We start from the raw sequence: 19,248 nt of genomic DNA on the forward strand, positions 1-19,248 counted from the left end.
CATGCAATAAAAATGACAGGAATATTCTGATGGTCAAAGCTCTGCGTATCGAGAGCGAGAACGTAACTCGTTTTGCTGAAATTACGGAAGCGCCACTGTTGCCTGGCCATGTTCGGGTGAGCGTGAAGCATGTCGGGCTTTGCGGCAGCGATCTGAATACGTTCAAGGGGCTTAACCCGCTGGTGGAACTGCCACGCATTCCCGGTCATGAAATCGGCGGCGAAATCGTTGAAGCGGGTGAGGGCGTGAGCGCGGCCTATGCCAAAGGCAAACGCGTTATCGTGCTGCCTTACACCAATTGCGGCCAGTGTTCGTCTTGCCGCAAGGGGCGTCTGAACGCCTGTCGTTACAACAAGACGCTCGGTGTGCAACAGAATGGCGGACTGGCAGAACAGATTGTGCTGCCAGCCGAAAAGCTGATCCTGAATGATACGCTTGCACCACGTCATCTCGCATTGGTCGAACCGCTTTCGGTTGGTTTTCATGCGGTCGAACGTGGCCGCGTTCAGGCTGGCGATACGGTCGCGGTGCTTGGATGTGGCATGATCGGCATGGGTGTGCTGATTGGTGCGGTTGCGCGTGGTGCCAAGGTTATCGCCATTGATCCGAGTGCTGAAAAGCGCGAACTGGCGCTGAAGTTTGGCGCTACGCACGCTCTGCCGGGAGGTGAAGGCGTGGTGGCGTCCGTGCAGGAACTCACCAATGACGACGGTGTTGATATCGCCTTTGAAGCCGTCGGTCTGCCGATTACTTTCACACAGGCGGTTGACCTCGCAGGCTTTGCTGGTCGTGTGGTCTATGTCGGCTATTCCAAGTCGCCAGTGACCTATCAGACCCAGTTCTTCAATCTCAAAGAACTCGACATCATGGGTTCGCGCAATGCGACGCTCACCGATTTTGAGGCTGTCATCGCGCATCTCGAAAAGCTCGGAAGCGATGCAGACCTGCTTATCTCGAAAGTGTTTCCTTTTGAGGAAGCAGAACAGGCGCTGCCCTATTGGGATGGCGACCGCAACGTTCTGAAAATCATCATTGAACGCAACTGAATCGAAGCAAATGCGCTGCGTCAGGAAGGATGACGTAGTGCGTTAGTGGAGGAAACCGGCCTCGTGGCCAGCTGTAAGGACCCTAAAGGGAGGAATATCATGAAGAAACTCGTTACCGGCATGATCGCCGCCAGCATGTTGCTGGCAGGGAGCATGGCAGCCCATGCCGCCAATGTGTCGATCAAAGTTGCTTACGAAAACAACCCGGGCGAGCCTTTTGATGAGGTGATGCATTACTGGAAAGATGATCTTGCCAAGCGCAGCAATGGCGAAATCACGCTGGAGCTTTATCCAAGCTCACAGCTCGGCTCCAAGAAGGATGTGACGGAGCAGGCCATGATGGGCCTCAATGTCGTGACGATTTCCGACGTTGGCTTTCTGGCCGAATATGACCCGGATCTCGGCGTGCTTTATGGCCCGTTCCTGACCGATGATCCGGCACAGCTTTTCAAAGTTTATGACGGCGATTGGTTCAAAGGAAAGAGCGAAGAGCTGAAGAAGAAGGGCATTCACATCGTAATGCCAAACTACCTCTACGGTATTCGCCAGATCATTTCCAAGAAGCCAATCCGCACGCCGGAAGACCTTAAGGGCATGAAGATCCGCGTGCCGAACAACGTCATGCAGATCAAGACCTTTGAAGCCATGGGTGCAACACCGACCCCAATGCCACTGGGTGAAACCTTCCCGGCGCTTGCGCAGGGTGTGATCGATGGTGTCGAAAATCCGATTTCGGTTCTCTATGGCCAGAAGTTTCAGGAAGAAGCCAAGTATCTGAGCAAAGTCGGTTATCTGACCAACGTGGCTCTGATCGTCGGTGGTGAAGCCTTCTTCTCGACGCTGCCTGAAGAGCAGCTCAAGATGATCCATGAGTCCGCATATGATGCCGGTCTCTACAGCCAGAAGTTGACGATCGAAAAAGACAACGAGATGATCGAGAAGATGAAGGAAGCTGGCGTCGAAGTGATCGAAGTCGACCGCGCTCCGTTCAAGGCTATGGCCGAGAAAGTCTACTCGCAGTTCCCGGAATGGTCTGACGGTCTTTATGAACAGATCCAGGCTGAATTGAACTAATCCCCTTCAATCCGGATATTGCCATGCTGCAGATTGGGTCGTGACCCTCGCTGTGGCATGGCTCCGTCATGGAATTATTCCGATGAAATATTTTGAAAAACTGATCGACTGGCTGGCCGCAGCGCCGCTGTTCGTGCTGCTGGCGATGTTCAATGCAGCTGTTGTCATGCGCTACTGGATGCATCAGCCGCTGCAATGGACTGAAGAAATGGCCGGTCTGTTGATGATCTGGATTGTCATGCTCGGCAGCGTCGCGGCTGAGCGTACCAACCAGCACCTCGCAATCCCGATGCTGGTGGACATGTTCTCGGACAAGGTCCGCGACGTCGTAAATGCGATCATCGGAATCTTCTCCGGCCTGTTTCTGCTCTATGTGTCCTATGCCGGTTATAAGCTGTCGGTTGCAGCACAGTTCAAAGTGACTGATGTGCTTCGTGTTTCCTATTTCTGGATCGATATCGCGGTGCCAGTTGGCTTCGTGATTATCGCCCTTTACATGTTCGCTGGCGCTTTCAAAACCTTGCGCGCCGCTTTTGCGGGAGGCAAGGCATGAACCTGACCACCATCGTTCTCATCATGCTGGCGCTGATCGCGCTCAACATGCGCCTTTATGTGGCCATTCTGATTGCGGTCTTCACCTATTTTATCTTCTTCAACCAGATGCCGATTGCAATCGCCGTACAGCGTTTCATCAGCCCGGCACAGAATACGTCGCTTTTGGCGATTCCATTCTTCATCATGCTTGGCACAGTGATGGCGCACACAGGTATCGCCGAGCGTCTGATCAAGGTTGCCGACATTCTGGTTGGTCGTATGCGCGGTGGTATGGCGCTGACTAACATCATGGTTTCGACCCTAATGGGTGGTGTGAGCGCTTCCAACCTGGCCGATAGCGCCATGCTCACTCGCATGATGGTGCCGGAAATGGTCAAGCGTGGTTATGACAAGGCATTTTCCTGTGCCGTCACAGCAGCTGGCTCGCTGATCACTCCGATTATTCCTCCGGGCATCGCACTCATCATCTACGGTCTGATTGCTGACGTATCCATCGGCAAGATGTTCATGGCTGGTGTGATCCCGGGCCTGCTCGGTGCGGTTATTCTGATGATCGCGGCCTACATCACGTCTGTAAAGCGTGGTTATAAGCCAAGCCGTGAAACGCGTATGACCCGTTCGGAAGTCGCTTCGACGCTTGCATCGGCATGGCCAGCGGTGTTCCTGCTGTTCGCTATCATCGGTGGTATCCGCATGAACATCTTCACGCCGACGGAAGCCGGTGCGGTTGCGGTTACGCTTGTTCTGATCATCGGTTTCGTCATCTATCGCGAAATGCGCGTTTCGCATGTGGTGGATTCGCTTATCGAAACCGCCAAGTCGACGGCTTCCGTCATGCTCGTGATCATGGCGTCGTCTGCACTTGCATGGGTATTCTCGCTGGAACAGGCGGGTCAGTCGCTGATGCAGCTGATTTCCTCCTTCACCAGCAATCCTTATGCGTTCCTGCTTGCGGTCAATGTGATCCTGCTGCTGCTGGGTGCGCTGATTGAAGGCACGGCACTGATGATTGTTCTTGTGCCGTTGTTGATGCCAACCGTGAAGGCTCTGGGCATTGATCCGGTACATTTTGGGATCGTCGTCATCGTCAACCTCTCGATTGGAACGCTGACACCGCCAGTCGGCACGGTGATGCTGATGGTCTGTAATATTGCCAAGGTCAGAGTGGGTGACTTCACCCGTCAGGCATTCAGCATGTATCTGGCGCTGTTCATCCTGCTAGCACTGGTGACTTATGTGCCATTCATCTCTACGTTTCTGGCACATTGATTAGAGCACTTCCAGCGAAAGTGCGAAGCGTCTACGCAGGGAAATCAGTCCACTGGACTGATTTCCAACCCTGCTGTGATGCGACGGATAATGCAAAGAAACAAAAAAGCGCGGGAAATTCCCGCGCTTTGCTTTTTTCACCATGGGTTTTCGACCCGCGGCCAAATTGGCCGTGTCATTTTCTGGTAGTCGGTCACACGCGGATTGACCGGGTAGGAACTCGGCGCATCGACATAGATAATTTCTGCGGCAATCGGCGCGAAGCCTGCATGAAAATGATTGGTCGATTTCACAACCAGAACGTCTTTTTGCATCGGGTCTATGCCGCAATTTGAAAAGATATCCGGCTCAAATGTCTGCGTGCGATTGGTGTTGAGAATGATGTCGATCTCAGTTCCCACGATGCGGACGACTGCCGAAGGACCGAGTGTTACGCGGCTGAGTCCAAAACTCTGCCACCCTTCCTGCAACACTTTCATCACAGTGACGCGTGCATCAATGGGTTCGCCGGCCTGCGGGCCGGATTTGCCACCAATGCGCAGATTGATGACGGCGCCTTCGCCAGCAGCATGGCAGAACGTGACCGCCAACGTATCCCAGATTGTTGCAACGGCGGCTTTCTGAATGCCGCGTTCGATCAAGCGTCGCAGAATATAGGTGCCGTCTCCCGCAACACCACCGCCGGGATTATCCCACACATCAGCGATGACAGCAGGCTTCGATGGCTGAGCTGCATGGGCAGCGATTGCGCGATCAATGCCTTCGTCAACGTGATACATGGTCATCGGCGTTTGCTCGCGCATGGCGATGAGTTCCCGGCCAAGTTTCTCGGCCAATGCTTGCCCTTTGGCTGCATCATTGTCGGTGACGACGAGTATCCGTGTCCCCATTTCGGGGACGTCGGCTGCCATAAATCCATGAATAACTGAGACGGATAGAATGCCGTCCTTGCCATGCAAGTCTTTGATACGATCTATAAAGCTCCGCATCGGCTCCTTGCTGGTCGGGAAAACGCCGATCATCCGGCAATCAAATGTCGAAATGACAGGGTTGATCTTGCCCTTGAGGGTATCCAGCGCCAGAGATACGACGTGCTCGCCGCGCTCATAAAAATCCGTGTGCGGAAATTCGAGGAATGCTGCGTAAATATTGAGGTTTTCGACCCGCTTTTGCGTCAGATGGCTATGCGGATCAAACTCGCTGGCAACAAGAATATCCGGTCCGACGATTGCTCGGATGCGTTCAAGCAGGTCACCTTCGCAGTCATCGTAGCCTTGCGCAACCATAGCGCCATGAAGACCAAGGACCACTGCATTGACAGGCATCGCCGCTTTGAGCTGATCCAGAATCTCATCGCGCAGTTCTTCAAAAGCTTGCTTCTGAAGCAAGCCGCCTGGTTCGGCCCATGTGGCAGTACCTTCAATGACAGTTAAGCCTTCAGCTGCTGCCCGTTTGCGCAGAGCGACGATAGGCGATGAACACAGCGTCGGCGTGTCCGGATGTTTTCCGGGTGCAGCATAAAAAGCCATTTCAAACGACGCGCGGTCGGTTGGTACGGGCGAAAATGTGTTGGTTTCAGTTGCAAGCGACGCTGTGAAAATGCGCATATGGTTTGCCCGGGCTATTTTTGCGGTGCGTAGGCGATGGCTTCAATCTCGATCTTGATGTCGATCATCAGACGGGATTCGACCGTGGTGCGTGCCGGTGGATCTTTCGGGAAGTAAGTCGCGTAAACCGCATTCATACGTCCAAAATCGCGCGCATCTTCAAGCCAGATCGTCGTTTTGACGACGTCTTCCATGCTTGCTCCGGCGAGGGCCAGTGCTGCCTTGATGTTCTCAAGAACTTGCTTGGTCTGGGCTTCGATATTGCCTTCTACGATCTTGCCGTCAGCGCCCATTGGCACCTGACCGGAAATATAGACTGTGTCGCCAGCGCGCACAGCAGGGGAGAGCGGTACGTGGGACGCACCGAAAGCCTGTTTCTTTGACATGATGACTCCGTTTATTTTACAGCTCCGAGCGCCAGACCTTTGATCAGGTAACGCTGCAGCCATATGAAGAGGATTGCGACCGGCAGAGTGGCTACGAGAGTAGCGGCCATGACGTAGTGCCATTCAACCGTGTAGCGGCCTGCAACCAGCGAGAAGACCTGGATAGGGAGAGTGTAACTTCCCTGACTGCGCAGCATGGTGAGTGCGACGACGAACTCGTTCCAAGCATTGATGAAGGTGAAAATCGCTGTAACGGCGATAGCAGGCAGACAGAGCGGCAAGAACACTTTGACCAGCGTCTTGAAGCGGCCAGCCCCTTCCATCCATGAGGCTTCTTCGAGATCTTTCGGGATCGTGTCGAAATAACTCTGCAGCATCCACACTGTGAAGGCGATATTGAAGGCCATATAAATGGCGCCAACGGCTGTAACGCTTTCAATCAATCCATAAGCTGCAAGCAACCGGAAAAGTCCGAGCACCAGCACGATTGGCGAAATCATCTGCGAAACAAGCAGGAACTGGCGGAATGCGCCATGCCCCGCAAAATGGAAGCGCGACATGGCATAAGCTGCTGGGATCGACACAATGATTGCACCGATGGAAGCAATGACCGAGACGTAGAAAGAGTTGAGAAGAGCCGTGCCGAAGCCGGTTCGCACCCACATTTCGGAGAAGTTTGCCCAGCGGAATTCACTTGGCCACCACGTTGGAGACAGAACCTCTTGCGGCGGTTTCACTGCTGTCAGGAACATGACCGCAAAAGGAAACAGTGTCAGCACGATTAAAGGTGCTAAGATGATCCAGGCGATGAATGTACGTTTTATTTTTGATGCGGTCATGCGCGTTCGCTCCGCATGGATAGCCGGATATAGATGGCCGTGAAAACAAGCAGGATGGCGAGCATGATCAGCGATACCGCCGATGCTTCACCGAGTTTTCCGAGCCGGAAAGCCAGCTTATAAAGGTGAGTTACGAGAATATCGGTGGAGTTCGCCGGTCCGCCCTGTGTCATCACCCAGATGATCGGGAAGGAGTTGAACACATAGATCGTGTTGAGCACGATTGCGATATTCACGAATGGCTTGAGCAGTGGCAGCGTGATTTCACGAAACTGTTGCCAGAGGCTTGCACCTTCAAGCGACGAAGCTTCGTAAAGGTCTTCCGGGATAGAAGACAGGCCGCCAAGGAAGATCGTGGTTGTAAACGGCACAGTTACCAGAATGCCGACGAGAATTTGCATCGGAAATGCGGTTGCAGCACTGGCGAGCCACTGGATGTTACTGTCGATCAGTCCCAGATTGCGCAAAGCCGAATTGAGCATTCCGCTTTCGCCGTTCAGCGCCCAGCGCCAGACGATTGCTGTCATCGTGAGCGAAACCGCCCACGGCAACATGACTATAACGCGCGCAACGGAACGACCGTAAAAATCCATATTGAGGATGATCGCAACCGGTATGGACACAACAAGTGCGCCACCGACCACAGCCACGGTCCAGACGGCAGTTCGCCACAATGCATTGAGAAAATCGGGTGATGCGATCAGGGCCGTAAAGTTTGCGCCATCGTTGAAATCGCGCAATTGGCCAAAACGGTTCACATCATGGGTGGCGATCTCAAAGAGATGCACAACCGGCCAGAAGATCACCACCGCAGCCAGCAGCAGGCTTGGCAGGATCAGAAAATAGGGCAGGGTGCGATTTTGCATCGGCCAAAAATTCCACGGAAGAAAAAGGAACCCGGCAGCAAAACAGCGCAAACTGTCTTGAGCTGACCTGCCGCCGGGTTGATGGGATTACTTCTTCAGGATTGCATCTGCCTTGGCAGCAGCTTCCTTCAGAACGGCTTCCGGTTCGCCTTGACCCAGATAGATGCTCTGCATCGCATTGGATGTGATGTCGGCGATTTCTTCCCAGCCCGGAATGATCGGTGCAAAACGCGCATCAGGAAGCAGAGCTGTGAATGCAGCGAGATCGGCATTATTGACGTAATAATCCATCTTCGCTTCTTCCTTGTTTACAGGAAGGAAGCCTTCGCCCTGCGTGAACTTAGCACGCCATTCGGTCTGGAACAGGAAGTCGAGAACCTTCCAGGCCTCTTCCTTGTTCTTGGAGTTCTGGAACATGATGACAGAGTCAGTCACGCCATAGGTGCCGCGAGCGCCCGTTGGGCCAGCAGGAATTGCGGTGACACCATATTTCAGGTTTGGCGCTTCTTCCTTGATCTGGTTGGACAGGAATGGCGCAGTGATCATCATGCCGACCTTGCCCTGCTTGAAGAGGTTCTGAACATCTTCACGCGCATAGGACGTAACGCCCGGCTGGGTGAGGCCACCGTCGATCATCGATTTGTAAAGCTTTGCAGCTTCCAATGCGCCCGGAGTGCTCAGGCCAGAAGTGCCATCCTTGTTGAGGATTTCTGCACCCTGCGACCACATCGCATAATAATAATAAACGTCTGTTTCGATTTCCTTGCCCTGAAGGCCGAAACCGTAGTTTTCACCGCCAAGCGCCTTGATCTTTTCTGCAGCAGCTTTGACTTCATCCCAGTTTGCAGGAGGATTGGCGACACCTGCTTTTTCAAGCAATTCCTTGTTGTAATACATAGCGCGTGCAGATGCTGCGATCGGCAGGCCGTATGTCTTGCCTTCCAATACCGAAGGCGACAGGAATGTTTCGATGAAACGACCCTTGAATGAATCGTCCATATAGCCGTCAAGCGGCTCGGCGATGCCCTGCTGAACGAAGTCGATCAGCCAGCGGGTGCCGATGATCGAAAGATCAGCATTGGTGCCTGCCGAGATGTCGGTGGTCAGTTTCTGCAGAAGAACATCCCACGGCACGACCTCGAAATTGAGTGTGATGCCAGGATTTGCGGCTTCAAAAGCCTTCTTCACTTCTTCAAAATATGGGCCGGTCTTGGAGCTGTACTCCGCGACCGTCATACGCACTTCGCCAGCCTGCGCGGCTGAACCAATTGCCAGAATGCTTAATCCAGCCAAAAGGCCGGCCTTCCATTTATTGATAGACATTTTCCCGTTCCCTTGTTTGCCCATGCTTCATGTGAAGACGTCATAATTTTTGTTATTTTCTTACATTATCGGCAAATTTTGCGCTTTCAAGTAAAAAGTTTTGTTGCAAACTTACATTTTCACTTTTAGGCTGACCAGAATAAGCAGGCGCGAAAAGTGCTGTATAAAGGGGAATAGAGTGGAGCATTCAGGCGAATTTGCCGGAAAATCCGTATTGATTACCGGCGCAGGCGGCGGCGTCGGCACAGCGCTCGTGCAGCTATTTTCATCGCGTGGGGCGAGAATCATTGGCTGCGATACAAGCATTGATGTGATGCAGGCTGATGGTTTTGACAGCCGTCATGCATTTGATCTTCTGGACCGTAATGCGCTAGAAAATGCAGCAAATGATATTATGGCAAGTGATGGCGTGCCTGATATCGTCATCAATAATGCTGGCTGGACGCGCTCCGAATCATTCGAGGAGCTTGATCAGGCCGCGATCAACCGCGAAATCGATCTCAATCTGACCGGCGTCAGCGCAGTTTCCACTGCAATCGCCAAGAAAATGGCGGCGCGGGGGCATGGCACATTCGTGTTCATTTCATCCGTCAATGCGCTTTCACATTTCGGCAATCCTGCCTACGCAGCTGCAAAAGCAGGAATCAACGCTTTTGCGCGGGCGCTGGCTGTTGAATATGGACAGAACGGCTTACGGGCCAATGTGGTTTGCCCCGGTTCAATTCATACGTCAGCCTGGGATCATCGCATCGCGAAAGACCCCGCCGTTTTCGACAAGCTCAAGCGACTTTATCCGCTTGGACGAATTGTCAAAGTTAATGAGGTGGCCGAAGCGGTTGCCTTCCTCGCATCCGACAGGGCATCGGGCATCACCGGCACAATATTGCCGGTCGATGCCGGACTTATGGCCGGCTGTCGTCCATTTATCGATGATATTCTAAACGGGAACTGAGTGATGAAAAATGTTTCCCTGCGTGGCATTACCAAATCTTTCGGACAGATGAACGTTCTTGATCGGGTTGATCTCGATATTGAGGATGGCGAGTTTCTAGTGCTCGTCGGCCCGTCTGGTTGTGGTAAATCCACGCTTCTGCGCATGGTCGCGGGGCTTGAGCCGATTTCGGGCGGAGATCTAATTATTGGCGGCCAACGCGCCAATGATCTGCCGCCGCAAAAGCGCAACATCGCAATGGTGTTTCAGTCCTATGCGCTTTTTCCGCATATGACGGCACGCGAAAACATCGGCTTTGGTCCGCGTATTCGCGGCGAAGATGGTTCAACCACTGCAGCCAAAGTGGATAAGGCCGCGTCGATCCTCAATCTGCATTCCTATCTTGATCGTTATCCGCGCCAGCTTTCCGGTGGTCAGCGTCAGCGAGTCGCCATGGGACGTGCTATTGTGCGTGAGCCGTCGGTCTTCCTTTTCGATGAGCCGCTGTCCAATCTTGATGCACAGCTGCGTGTTCAGATGCGTACCGAGATTAAGGCGCTCCACCATCGTCTGAAATCGACGGTCATCTATGTCACGCACGATCAGATCGAAGCCATGACCATGGCGGACCGTATCGTTGTGATGAATCAAGGCAAGATTCAGCAAATTGGTGCGCCGCTCGATCTCTATGATCGTCCCGCTAATAAGTTTGTCGCGGGCTTTATCGGTTCTCCTTCCATGAGCTTCATTCCGGGTGAACTGATCGAAGGTGGAAAATTCCGCACAAATGAGGGTGAAGAAATCGCCATACCCGGAAAGTCTGCTGCCGGGCGCAGCGTTGAATTGGGTGTGCGGCCTGAAAATTTCGTCATTGCGAAAGAGGGTGGCGGGCTGACGCTCGCTATTGAAGTGGTCGAGCCAACGGGACCGGAAACCCATGTTTATGGGAAAATTGCTGGCGAAGCTGTGCGAGCCGTATTCCGCGAACGTATTCACCTTGCACCGGGAGAGCGAGTCCCTGTAACGGCAAAGCCCGAACATATTCATCTCTTTGATAAGGAAAGCGGTTTGCCGCTGTAAATCCCGTATGAGCAAGGTTGCAGACATCATCACAAGGCTTCATGCCGCAGCACAGGACGGGTCCAAATCCGACCGCCGACTGGCTGCATTGGTGCTGTCTGATCCTGACTATGCATCAAAGGCAGCAATCTCAGAAATAGCGGCGCGTGCAGGGGTGAGTGAGCCGACGGTAACGCGCTTCTGCCGTGCTTTGGGTTGCGATGGTGTTCGTGATTTCAAGTTTTTTCTCGCGCAGGCGTTGGCGATTGGTGGCCAATATCTGACGGCAGAAGTGCCTGCTCGTGATATCCGCGAGGCCCGCATTGCTTCTGCGGTTGCTGACGCCGCGGTCGCCGCAATTCATCGCGCAAGCGATAATCTTGATATGTCGGTCGTCATGAAGATCGCCGAACGGATAATCAGCTCTGGTTCTGTTCTTTGCATAGGCTCTGGTGGCATTTCATCAATGATGGCGACGGAATTGCAAAACCGGCTTTTTCGGCTTGGAATTCCGGTGTTGGCGCAGGTGGATGGCCAATTGCAGCGCATGTATGCGGCTGTTGCGACGCGTGAAACAACAGTCATCGCGTTTTCAGTTTCGGGCTACGCCCGGTCCGTTGTCGAGGCGATACTGGTGGCGCGGCAATATGGTGCCGAAACCGTCGCGATCACCGCACCGGGGTCTGATTTGGCGAAGGCTGCCAACACGGTCATTCCGTTTCAGCCCAATGAAGATGGAAATCTCTATAAGCCGACCTCTTCCCGTTTTGCACTTATGGCAATTCTCGACATGATTGCGACTGCCACCGCTGAAATTCATGGACCGAAAGTGCTTGAGAGCCTGAGACGCATCAAGCACAGTTTGAACACACTCAAGATTGATGATCCGCGCTTGCCGCTGGGAGATTGACGAATGACAAGGCCTACAAACGTCCGTGAGATTGATACGCCTGCAATTCTGATTGATGTTAATCGCGTTCAGGCCAATATTGCCAAGGCGCAAGCCCATGCTGATGCGATCGGCGTGAAACTCCGCCCACATATCAAAACGCATAAACTGCCATTCTTCGCGCGGCGGCAGCTCGAAGCAGGTGCAACCGGTATTACCTGTCAGAAAATCGGCGAAGCGGAAGTTATGGCCGATGCGGGCATTGTCGATATCTTTCTGCCTTATAATATTCTGGGCAAGGAAAAGCTCGACCGGCTTTATGCCCTTCATCAGCGCATAACGATCTCGGTCACAATCGATAATGCGACGAGCCTTGAAGGTTTGGCAAAGCGCTTTACCAATGAGGGGCGGCCGCTCAAAGTGCTGGTCGAATGCGACACGGGCATGGGGCGCTGTGGTGTGCAAACACCTGAAGAGGCGCTGGAACTTGCGCGTCAGATTGAGCAGAGCAAGGGTCTCAAATTCGGTGGCCTTATGACTTACCCAGCTGCAGGCAAGGCTGAACAGACTGAACAATGGCTTCTGACAGCACGCAATCTACTCGCAGAAAATGGCATTCAGTGCGAGACGATATCAAGTGGTGGCACGCCCGATATGTGGCGCTCGCCAACGCAAAGCGTCGTTACAGAATACCGGCCGGGCACCTATATCTATTTTGACCGGTATCAGGTGGCAAAGGGTGCTGCGACGTTGGACGACTGTGCGCTGACCGTACTTTCGACGATCGTCAGCCATCCAACTGCAGATCGCGCAATTATCGATGCCGGCTCCAAGTCACTTTCAAGCGATACGCTCGGGCTGGCGGATTTTGGCGAGTTGGCCGGAAAGCCTGAAGCCCGGTTAACAGGCCTCAGCGAAGAGCACGGCACGCTAAAAGGCGATCTGGCCGGTTTGAAAATCGGCGACAAGGTTCGGGTCATTCCCGATCACGTCTGTGTCGTATCCAATCTTTTCGACGAAGTGCATCTCATTTCCGGTGACGATGTCATTGATATTCTGCCGGTCGCTGCGCGCGGAAAACTAAAGTAATCAGGAGGGGTATGTGAAAGAAGCCGTCAATCCATTTGCTGGCGATAGAGATCGCGAGCAAATATGGGAAATGCTTGTGCGCCGCGATATCGAGGCATTCGTGACCGAAAACTGGTCTCTGGTTGCCGATGATTTTGATGAACCGCGCTTTCTGGGCATTCATGCTCATGGTGAATCCGATCCCGATAAATGGAACGCAGCATTCCCGACACTTACCGCCTATCGCGATGAATGGCTGCGTCAGGCAGCGGAAAGCGCTGCAACGGAATATGCCGAATCTCTTGCAGACGGCGTTTTCCGTGCCACGCGACTCAACGTGATTGATATCAATGGCGATGTCGCTATTGCGCGTAAAAAGTTTGATGGGACCATCGCAAAAGCAGATGGAACACACGACAGGTTAAACTGGCAAACGCTTTATTTTTGCCGTCGCCACGGTGATCGCTGGCGTATCACCGGCTTCGTTGGATATATGGTTAATCGCTAATCCAGGCCGCTTCATTCACGTTGAAATTTTGGGCGCGGATCGCTTGATCTGTGCCCGTTTTTCTGGCAAATGACGCCAGATAAGGCATAAGTATAATCATACAAATTTACTGCAATTAAGCGAAATTATATTCTGCGAATACTAAATTGCCTCATGTCGCAGCTAATTGCATATTTGTCGCAGCTCGCTCGTGTGCAAGCCTTCCCCCGGATTACTATTAATGCCAGACTGGTTGATTAGTCCTCACAATTGGACCTGTCGATCAGCTCGCATATTTCGTCGTGCAACCCATCAAAAATAATCATGGGAACGGGTTGCGCCAAGATGAATCCGTCACTGTGGGTGGACATGTCGGGAAATGGCCTATATAAATACATCACACCAATCGCTAATCATTCTCAGCGGGTCAATCAACGCCTGCAAGTTGCGCATGTCCAATTCGCGCATGAATGAAGAAATAATGATGTTACAAAGGAGATTAAACCCGCCAGCACAGCGGGGTTAAACATAATGCATGGTATTTTATACAAGGAAGAAAGTATGAAGTCGCCTGCTAAGACCAAGATAAGCTTGAATGGCGTTTTTAAAGTCTTTGGCGACGATCCGGAGCGCGCAATGCAGGAATTGCGTGCAGGCAAATCAAAAGCCCAGATTCACAGTGATCTTGGTGCTACAATCGGCGTAGATGATGCGACCTTCGATATTAAAGAAGGCGAAGTATTCGTCATCATGGGCCTTTCTGGCTCAGGTAAATCGACGCTTCTGCGACTGCTCAATCGTCTGATAGAGCCAACGGCAGGTTCCATCGAAGTCGATGGCCGTGATATCGTTAAAATGTCGAAGCGCGAGCTGATTGATCTTCGCCGCCGCGACATGAGCATGGTGTTTCAGTCCTTTGCTCTGCTCCCCAACCGTACAGTCTTGAACAACGCTTCATTCGGTCTCGAAGTGGCGGGAATGGGCGAGGCCGAACGCCACGAGAAAGCACTCAAAGCATTAGCGGCTGTTGGGCTCGAACCCTACGCCAACTCTATGCCTGATCAGCTATCCGGTGGCATGAAGCAGCGTGTTGGACTTGCGAGAGCACTTGCGAGCGAACCGACCATTCTGCTGATGGATGAGGCTTTCTCTGCACTTGATCCGCTGATCCGCACGGAAATGCAGGATGAGCTGAAGCGTCTTCAGGCAGAACACAGCCGCACGATCATCTTCGTGAGCCATGATCTCGATGAAGCCATGCGTATTGGCGATCGTATCTGCATCATGCAGCACGGCAAGGTCGTACAGGTTGGAACGCCGAACGAAATCGTTTCTGCGCCCGCTAATGATTATGTGCGCTCGTTCTTCCGTAATGTTGATGTCTCTCGCGTCTTCAAAGCGGCAGATGTTGCGCGCGAGGATGAGTTGATCGTCTTCGATCCAGCGCAATTGTCTTCGGCACTTGAGCGTCTTGATGCCAGCGGCAAGTCTTACGGTGTTTTGCTTGATGGAGATCGCATTTATCGTGGCGTTGTCACACGGGATGCGCTCGCAAGCGGAAGCTTTAAGGCGGAGAGCGATCAGCTGGACGGTGCGGCCGCGATACAGGCCGATGCTCCACTTTCCGGTCTTTTGGTGCGTGTCGCTGAAAGCCCTTGGCCTGTGCCTGTCACCGACCGGCATAACCGTTATCTCGGCGCTATCAGTAAATCGGCTTTGCTTGAGACTCTCGGCCGCGCGGGTTGATCCGCGCGCTCATATTTTCTCAGGCATTCGGGTTTGATCCCGTATTGGACACCCGTATTGGACAATGTCCAGCCATAGGTAACTCGATCTGAAATGGACGGTAAACCATGGATCTGAATTTTAGTATCGGCGGATGGGCGGATGTAGTGGTGAACTACATTCTTGATCACTTTACGCCTGCGCTCGATATGATCGCAGCCACAATCGGTTTTGTGACCGATGGCATTCAAAATGCTCTTCTTGCAATTCCGCCTTTCGGTGGCATTGCTATTCTCACGCTGCTTGCGCTTTGGCGTGTGGGTTGGAAATTCGCAGTTTTCACAGTTTTTGCACTTGCTCTTATTATCCATATGGGATTGTGGAGCGGCACGATGGAGAGCCTGTCACTTGTGCTTGCCTCCACGATTATCGCAGTGGTGATTGGCATACCACTCGGTATCGCTATGGCGCGCAGCGATGCTGTCGCATCGGTGGTTCGTCCGGTGCTTGACTTGATGCAGACGATGCCTGCCTTCGTTTATCTCATTCCGGCAGCAATGTTTTTTGGCCTTGGCGCAGTGCCAGGCACGATTGCTACTGTCATCTTCGCCATGCCGCCTGTGGTGCGTCTCACCAATCTCGGCATCCGTCAGGTTCATGCTGAATTTGTTGAAGCGGGCCTCGCTTTTGGCTGCACCTCGCGCCAGCTGCTGTTCAAGGTACAGCTTCCGAACGCCATGCCTTCCATAATGGCGGGTATGAACCAGACGATCATGCTTTCGCTTTCGATGGTCGTTATTGCGTCGATGATTGGAGCGGGCGGCCTCGGCAACACGGTGTTGACCGGTATTCAGCGTCTTGATGTCGGTAAGGGATTTGAAGGCGGTCTCGCGGTGGTCATTCTGGCCGTTATCCTCGACCGTATCACACAGAGCTTTGGCAAAAGAAATTCCGGGGGCTTGTTGGGCTTCTTCAAAAGGCTGTCCTTTATGAAAAAGACAGCAGATGAGCCATCCTCATCTGCGTTCCGCAAGCAGGAAGCATAAATAATAATAACGGGAACGACAGTTAATCACAAAGGAGAAGCCATGTTAGGAAAGCTAACAAAATTCGGTCTTGCAGCAGTGGTAGCAGGTAGCTTGTCTGCCGGAGCAGCCTTCGCGCAAGACGGCAAAACGGTGAAAATCGGCTGGGCTCCCTGGTCTGACGCAGAATTCGTCACCAAGCTCGCAGCCAAGCTGATCGAAGACAAGCTTGGTCAGAAGGTTGAGCTGGTTCAGACCGACGTAGCGCCGCTTTATCAGGGCGTAAGCCGTGGCGATATCGATGCTATGATGATGGCCTGGTTGCCGGAAACCCATGCTGATTATTACAAGCGTGTGGAAGACAAGGTCGAAAATCTCGGCCCGCTTTACGAAGGTGCAAAGCTTGGCTGGATTGTTCCAGACTATATCCCGGAAAGCGAAATCAGTTCGATTGAAGATCTGAAGAAGCCAGAAGTTCGTGAGAAGCTAAAAGGTGAAATTCAGGGCATCGATCCGGGTGCAGGTCTGACCCGTCTTTCGGACGAAGCAATCAAGAAATACGGCCTTGATTACAAGCTCAATATTTCCAGTGAAGCTGCAATGTTGACGACAGTTGATCGCGCTATGCGCTCGGACGGCTGGTTCGTTGCCACCTCTTGGAGCCCGCATTGGATGTTCGGCAAGTATAAGCTGCGCTACATTGCCGACCCTGAAGGTGCGCTTGGCGGTGCAGAACATATCGATGCTCTGGCTCGTAAGGGCTTCAAGGAAGAAAATCCAAAGGTTGCGTCTCTCCTTGAGAAGATGAGCATTCCAATCAATGAGCTGGAAGCTGCAATGTTCGATGCGCAGGAAACTTCTTACGAGAAGGCTGTCGACAAGTACATTGCCGATAATCCGGATCGGGTTAAAGAATGGCTTTCTGAATAAGCTCTTTCTAACTTCTAGTTTTGATGCGCGTCCCGGAAATCGTTTCACATTTTTTGGGACGCGCTCTAAGACGCAGAAAAGCCCCGGCCTTTGCCGGGGCTTTTCTGTTTCTTTTCCATAAGATAGGTCTAAATTTGCCTTAAAATTGAAAAGGAGCAGGCTCCTCCCCAAGAACCTGCTCCTTAATGCATCGCCCCCCGCCAAAGGGATGGTCGATGCTTGTTCTAAAAACTTGGAGCGACTTGTGCGCGCTCAAGAGGGCACATGGCGCTCTAATAGTATTTCGATTAGGATGAACTTATAGAGTTCCCAAAAACTTACAGCAACTTTAACGCACGTTACTTTAGGGATGCAACTGGAATCTGTCATCCGATATGTCATTTTTGACATTTTTAGTCTTAAATCGAAAAGCTGGTAGTTTTAACGGGGTCTCAGTCCAGCCCGCAGGCACGCAAAAACAGCGTCGAGACTTCTTTTTCGATGCGATCAAGGTCCAGTGGCTCGTCTTTGCTGAGCGACATCATGCTGCGAACCTGTGCTTCAAAATCCGCATAGTGCTGAGTAACTGCCCAGATATGCATCTGAAACAGCAGAGGGTCCAAAGGCTTGATACGACCGTCATCGACCCATGACTGAATGAGCTTCACCGCATTGTGCGTTGCCGAGACGTGCTTCTTCCAGTGACGGCTCAGATAGGGCGCGCCATTGGCAATCTCGGTGGTAAAAAGACGAGAGGCCTTGGGGTTTTTCTGGCTATATTCGAGCTTGGCACGGATATATTGCCTGATCACCTTGGCCGGGTCTTCCTCGGTGCTGGCACCAAGGAAAATATCCTCCCACTCGTCGAGGATGAAGATGATAATATCCTCGTAGAGCTCTTCCTTGCTGGAAATATAGTAATGAAGTTGCGGCTTGGTGAGACCAGCACGCTGGGCGATGCCTTGCGTTGAAGCGCCCACAAGTCCTTTTTCCGCAAACTCATCAATGGCGGCTGTGCGAATAGCGCTCTGAATGCGACGCCTGCGGTCGAGAACCTTGTCCCGCCCTGTCAGATCGTCATCGTCATTCTGTTGGTTTGTCGTCATGCGCTCCAGCCAGCGTTGGCACGGAAGCCGCAGAGCGGCTTCCAGATTTTTAAAAGGCGCTTATTGGCCCAGTTGCTTCTTGATGTCGAGACCTGCGCCTTTGTTTACGAAGGCGTCGGTGGCAACCTTGGTCATATCCAGCTCATCACCGCTCACGATACCGGACTTACGAGCCAGTTCGTAGAATTCCTTGACGCGGTTCATATCGATGGCGCCGATACCCTTTTCCAGCGTGTCGCCACTGTCGATGAGCTTGAGGTCCTTAAGACGTGCAAGCTCTGCATCGAGCGTTTCCTTGCTCATATCAGCATTATCTTTGAGGATCAGCTCATAGGCCTTGCTGTTGTCGCCATAGAGGAAATTGGTCCAGCCTTCGATGGAAGCGGTTACAAAACGCTGTACGAGATCAGGGTTCTTTTCGATCAGATCCTGACGCGTTTCGATGGTGTTTGCATAGGTGCTATAACCCTGATCTGCGAGCAGGAAGGTTGTGACTTTCGCGCCTTCTTTCTCAGCATAAATCGGTTCTGCTGTGGCATAGGCCTGCTGCACGGTCTTCTTGTCGCCGAGGAACTGCGCAAGGCTATAGCCATAAGGGCGGAGCTGTTCGTCCTTGAAGCCAAAATCTTTCACCAGCCATGGCCAGAACGAGAACTGACCATCCTTGGAAATCAGGATTGTCTGTGCATTGACGAGGTCTTTGAAGTCCTTGTATTCGCCTTCATGTGCCATCAATGCCTGCGGGTCTTTCTGATAGAAAGCCGCGACAACCGTTGTTGGCACGCCATTGGCAACATTGTTGAACGACAAAAGCAGATTGCCGGTCAGCAGAAAGTCGAGACGACCAGCGGCCAGCATTGGGCGATTGTTGACCTGAGGTCCACCCATTTCGATCTTCACATCGAGGCCGTATTTCTCATAGGTGCCATCGGCAACAGCCTGATAGAAGCCGCCGTGACCGGCCTGTGCCAGCCAGTTGGTGCCGAGCGTCACCTTGTCGAGTGCATAGGCCATCTGTGCGGATAGGCCGAGCGAGAAAGCGGCGACTGCCGCAAAGAGTGCTTTTTTCATTTTGGTTCCCCTT

At 52.6% G+C, this 19,248-nt stretch carries 19 protein-coding genes; 12 read left to right on the top strand and 7 right to left on the bottom strand.

From position 1 onward, the window contains the following. Window positions 1–29 precede the first annotated feature (29 nt). The 4 genes from CEV34_RS23455 to CEV34_RS23470 all read left to right on the top strand — a co-directional run bounded on the left by CEV34_RS23455 (window position 30) and on the right by CEV34_RS23470 (window position 3,944). Window positions 30–1,046, top strand: coding sequence for a zinc-binding alcohol dehydrogenase family protein (locus CEV34_RS23455; protein WP_007879614.1), 1,017 nt, complete (start codon window positions 30–32; stop codon window positions 1,044–1,046). A gap of 99 nt (window positions 1,047–1,145) precedes the next feature. After that, entirely contained in the window at window positions 1,146–2,120 is a 975-nt protein-coding gene (locus tag CEV34_RS23460; RefSeq protein WP_007879612.1) for a C4-dicarboxylate TRAP transporter substrate-binding protein, read from the top strand. 82 nt (window positions 2,121–2,202) lie between these two features. After that, window positions 2,203–2,673, top strand: coding sequence for a TRAP transporter small permease (locus tag CEV34_RS23465; RefSeq protein ID WP_007879611.1), 471 nt, complete (start codon window positions 2,203–2,205; stop codon window positions 2,671–2,673). After that, entirely contained in the window at window positions 2,670–3,944 is a 1,275-nt protein-coding gene (locus tag CEV34_RS23470; protein ID WP_007879606.1) for a TRAP transporter large permease, read from the top strand. Before CEV34_RS23465 ends, CEV34_RS23470 begins: the two co-directional genes overlap by 4 nt. Before the next feature lie 137 nt (window positions 3,945–4,081). On the opposite strand, the gene CEV34_RS23475 is transcribed toward CEV34_RS23470, so the two are convergent. The 5 genes from CEV34_RS23475 to CEV34_RS23495 form a co-directional block, all read right to left on the bottom strand. Further along, window positions 4,082–5,551 (bottom strand): M81 family metallopeptidase, encoded by a 1,470-nt coding sequence (locus CEV34_RS23475; RefSeq protein ID WP_007879594.1) that lies wholly within the window; start codon window positions 5,549–5,551, stop codon window positions 4,082–4,084. Window positions 5,552–5,565: 14 nt separating this feature from the next. After that, window positions 5,566–5,937, bottom strand: a complete 372-nt coding sequence (locus CEV34_RS23480; protein ID WP_007879591.1) for a RidA family protein — start codon at window positions 5,935–5,937, stop codon at window positions 5,566–5,568. An 11-nt stretch (window positions 5,938–5,948) separates the two neighbouring features. Then, on the bottom strand, window positions 5,949–6,776 hold the full coding sequence (locus CEV34_RS23485) for a carbohydrate ABC transporter permease (protein WP_007879589.1): 828 nt from the start codon (window positions 6,774–6,776) through the stop codon (window positions 5,949–5,951). Further along, entirely contained in the window at window positions 6,773–7,642 is an 870-nt protein-coding gene (locus tag CEV34_RS23490; protein ID WP_007879587.1) for a carbohydrate ABC transporter permease, read from the bottom strand. The genes CEV34_RS23485 and CEV34_RS23490 overlap by 4 nt, the downstream gene beginning before the upstream one ends. 87 nt (window positions 7,643–7,729) lie before the next feature. Further along, on the bottom strand, window positions 7,730–8,965 hold the full coding sequence (locus CEV34_RS23495) for an ABC transporter substrate-binding protein (protein ID WP_007879585.1): 1,236 nt from the start codon (window positions 8,963–8,965) through the stop codon (window positions 7,730–7,732). A gap of 178 nt (window positions 8,966–9,143) precedes the next feature. Here CEV34_RS23495 and CEV34_RS23500 point away from each other — a divergent pair, with 178 nt between their 5' ends. From CEV34_RS23500 to CEV34_RS23535, 8 genes are all read left to right on the top strand, one after another. Beyond that, entirely contained in the window at window positions 9,144–9,917 is a 774-nt protein-coding gene (locus CEV34_RS23500; protein ID WP_007879583.1) for an SDR family oxidoreductase, read from the top strand. Between the two features lie 3 nt (window positions 9,918–9,920). Next, on the top strand, window positions 9,921–10,976 hold the full coding sequence (locus tag CEV34_RS23505) for an ABC transporter ATP-binding protein (RefSeq protein WP_007879582.1): 1,056 nt from the start codon (window positions 9,921–9,923) through the stop codon (window positions 10,974–10,976). Between the two features lie 7 nt (window positions 10,977–10,983). Continuing rightward, a complete protein-coding gene (locus CEV34_RS23510; RefSeq protein WP_007879573.1) occupies window positions 10,984–11,865 on the top strand; it encodes a MurR/RpiR family transcriptional regulator in 882 nt (293 codons plus the stop codon). 3 nt (window positions 11,866–11,868) lie between these two features. Next, window positions 11,869–12,933, top strand: a complete 1,065-nt coding sequence (locus CEV34_RS23515) for a D-TA family PLP-dependent enzyme (RefSeq protein WP_007879572.1) — start codon at window positions 11,869–11,871, stop codon at window positions 12,931–12,933. A 13-nt stretch (window positions 12,934–12,946) separates the two neighbouring features. Beyond that, the gene (locus CEV34_RS23520) at window positions 12,947–13,420 is read left to right on the top strand and encodes a hypothetical protein (RefSeq protein WP_007879571.1); all 474 of its coding nucleotides are present in this window, start codon (window positions 12,947–12,949) and stop codon (window positions 13,418–13,420) included. A 540-nt stretch (window positions 13,421–13,960) separates the two neighbouring features. Beyond that, on the top strand, window positions 13,961–15,145 hold the full coding sequence (gene proV / locus CEV34_RS23525; protein ID WP_007879568.1) for a glycine betaine/L-proline ABC transporter ATP-binding protein ProV: 1,185 nt from the start codon (window positions 13,961–13,963) through the stop codon (window positions 15,143–15,145). Between the two features lie 107 nt (window positions 15,146–15,252). Continuing rightward, window positions 15,253–16,170: an ABC transporter permease gene (locus CEV34_RS23530; RefSeq protein WP_007879566.1), complete on the top strand. Its 918-nt coding sequence runs from the start codon at window positions 15,253–15,255 to the stop codon at window positions 16,168–16,170. A gap of 42 nt (window positions 16,171–16,212) precedes the next feature. Continuing rightward, a complete protein-coding gene (locus CEV34_RS23535) occupies window positions 16,213–17,079 on the top strand; it encodes a glycine betaine ABC transporter substrate-binding protein (protein WP_007879565.1) in 867 nt (288 codons plus the stop codon). Between the two features lie 431 nt (window positions 17,080–17,510). Here the strand turns inward: CEV34_RS23535 and CEV34_RS23540 are convergent, their stop codons facing one another. Then, window positions 17,511–18,164 carry a TetR family transcriptional regulator C-terminal domain-containing protein gene (locus CEV34_RS23540; RefSeq protein ID WP_007879563.1) on the bottom strand — a complete coding sequence of 218 codons (654 nt, stop codon included), beginning with the start codon at window positions 18,162–18,164 and terminating at the stop codon, window positions 17,511–17,513. A gap of 60 nt (window positions 18,165–18,224) precedes the next feature. After that, window positions 18,225–19,235 (bottom strand): ABC transporter substrate-binding protein, encoded by a 1,011-nt coding sequence (locus CEV34_RS23545; protein ID WP_007879561.1) that lies wholly within the window; start codon window positions 19,233–19,235, stop codon window positions 18,225–18,227. Between the last annotated feature and the right edge of the window lie 13 nt (window positions 19,236–19,248).

Source organism: Brucella pseudogrignonensis, assembly GCF_002252525.1.
Taxonomy (GTDB): Bacteria; Pseudomonadota; Alphaproteobacteria; order Rhizobiales; family Rhizobiaceae; genus Brucella; species Brucella pseudogrignonensis.

What these genes read in the sequence shown, in the direction of transcription:
- CEV34_RS23545 (WP_007879561.1), bottom strand. Translation starts at nt 19,235, where the DNA reads ATGAAAAAAGCACTCTTTGCGGCAGTCGCCGCTTTCTCGCTCGGCCTA.
- CEV34_RS23460 (WP_007879612.1), top strand. Translation starts at nt 1,146, where the DNA reads ATGAAGAAACTCGTTACCGGCATGATCGCCGCCAGCATGTTGCTGGCA.
- CEV34_RS23480 (WP_007879591.1), bottom strand. Translation starts at nt 5,937, where the DNA reads ATGTCAAAGAAACAGGCTTTCGGTGCGTCCCACGTACCGCTCTCCCCT.
- CEV34_RS23505 (WP_007879582.1), top strand. Translation starts at nt 9,921, where the DNA reads ATGAAAAATGTTTCCCTGCGTGGCATTACCAAATCTTTCGGACAGATG.
- CEV34_RS23465 (WP_007879611.1), top strand. Translation starts at nt 2,203, where the DNA reads ATGAAATATTTTGAAAAACTGATCGACTGGCTGGCCGCAGCGCCGCTG.
- CEV34_RS23540 (WP_007879563.1), bottom strand. Translation starts at nt 18,164, where the DNA reads ATGACGACAAACCAACAGAATGACGATGACGATCTGACAGGGCGGGAC.
- CEV34_RS23470 (WP_007879606.1), top strand. Translation starts at nt 2,670, where the DNA reads ATGAACCTGACCACCATCGTTCTCATCATGCTGGCGCTGATCGCGCTC.
- CEV34_RS23510 (WP_007879573.1), top strand. Translation starts at nt 10,984, where the DNA reads ATGAGCAAGGTTGCAGACATCATCACAAGGCTTCATGCCGCAGCACAG.
- CEV34_RS23455 (WP_007879614.1), top strand. Translation starts at nt 30, where the DNA reads ATGGTCAAAGCTCTGCGTATCGAGAGCGAGAACGTAACTCGTTTTGCT.
- CEV34_RS23495 (WP_007879585.1), bottom strand. Translation starts at nt 8,965, where the DNA reads ATGTCTATCAATAAATGGAAGGCCGGCCTTTTGGCTGGATTAAGCATT.
- CEV34_RS23475 (WP_007879594.1), bottom strand. Translation starts at nt 5,551, where the DNA reads ATGCGCATTTTCACAGCGTCGCTTGCAACTGAAACCAACACATTTTCG.
- CEV34_RS23530 (WP_007879566.1), top strand. Translation starts at nt 15,253, where the DNA reads ATGGATCTGAATTTTAGTATCGGCGGATGGGCGGATGTAGTGGTGAAC.
- CEV34_RS23535 (WP_007879565.1), top strand. Translation starts at nt 16,213, where the DNA reads ATGTTAGGAAAGCTAACAAAATTCGGTCTTGCAGCAGTGGTAGCAGGT.
- CEV34_RS23485 (WP_007879589.1), bottom strand. Translation starts at nt 6,776, where the DNA reads ATGACCGCATCAAAAATAAAACGTACATTCATCGCCTGGATCATCTTA.
- proV (WP_007879568.1), top strand. Translation starts at nt 13,961, where the DNA reads ATGAAGTCGCCTGCTAAGACCAAGATAAGCTTGAATGGCGTTTTTAAA.
- CEV34_RS23490 (WP_007879587.1), bottom strand. Translation starts at nt 7,642, where the DNA reads ATGCAAAATCGCACCCTGCCCTATTTTCTGATCCTGCCAAGCCTGCTG.
- CEV34_RS23515 (WP_007879572.1), top strand. Translation starts at nt 11,869, where the DNA reads ATGACAAGGCCTACAAACGTCCGTGAGATTGATACGCCTGCAATTCTG.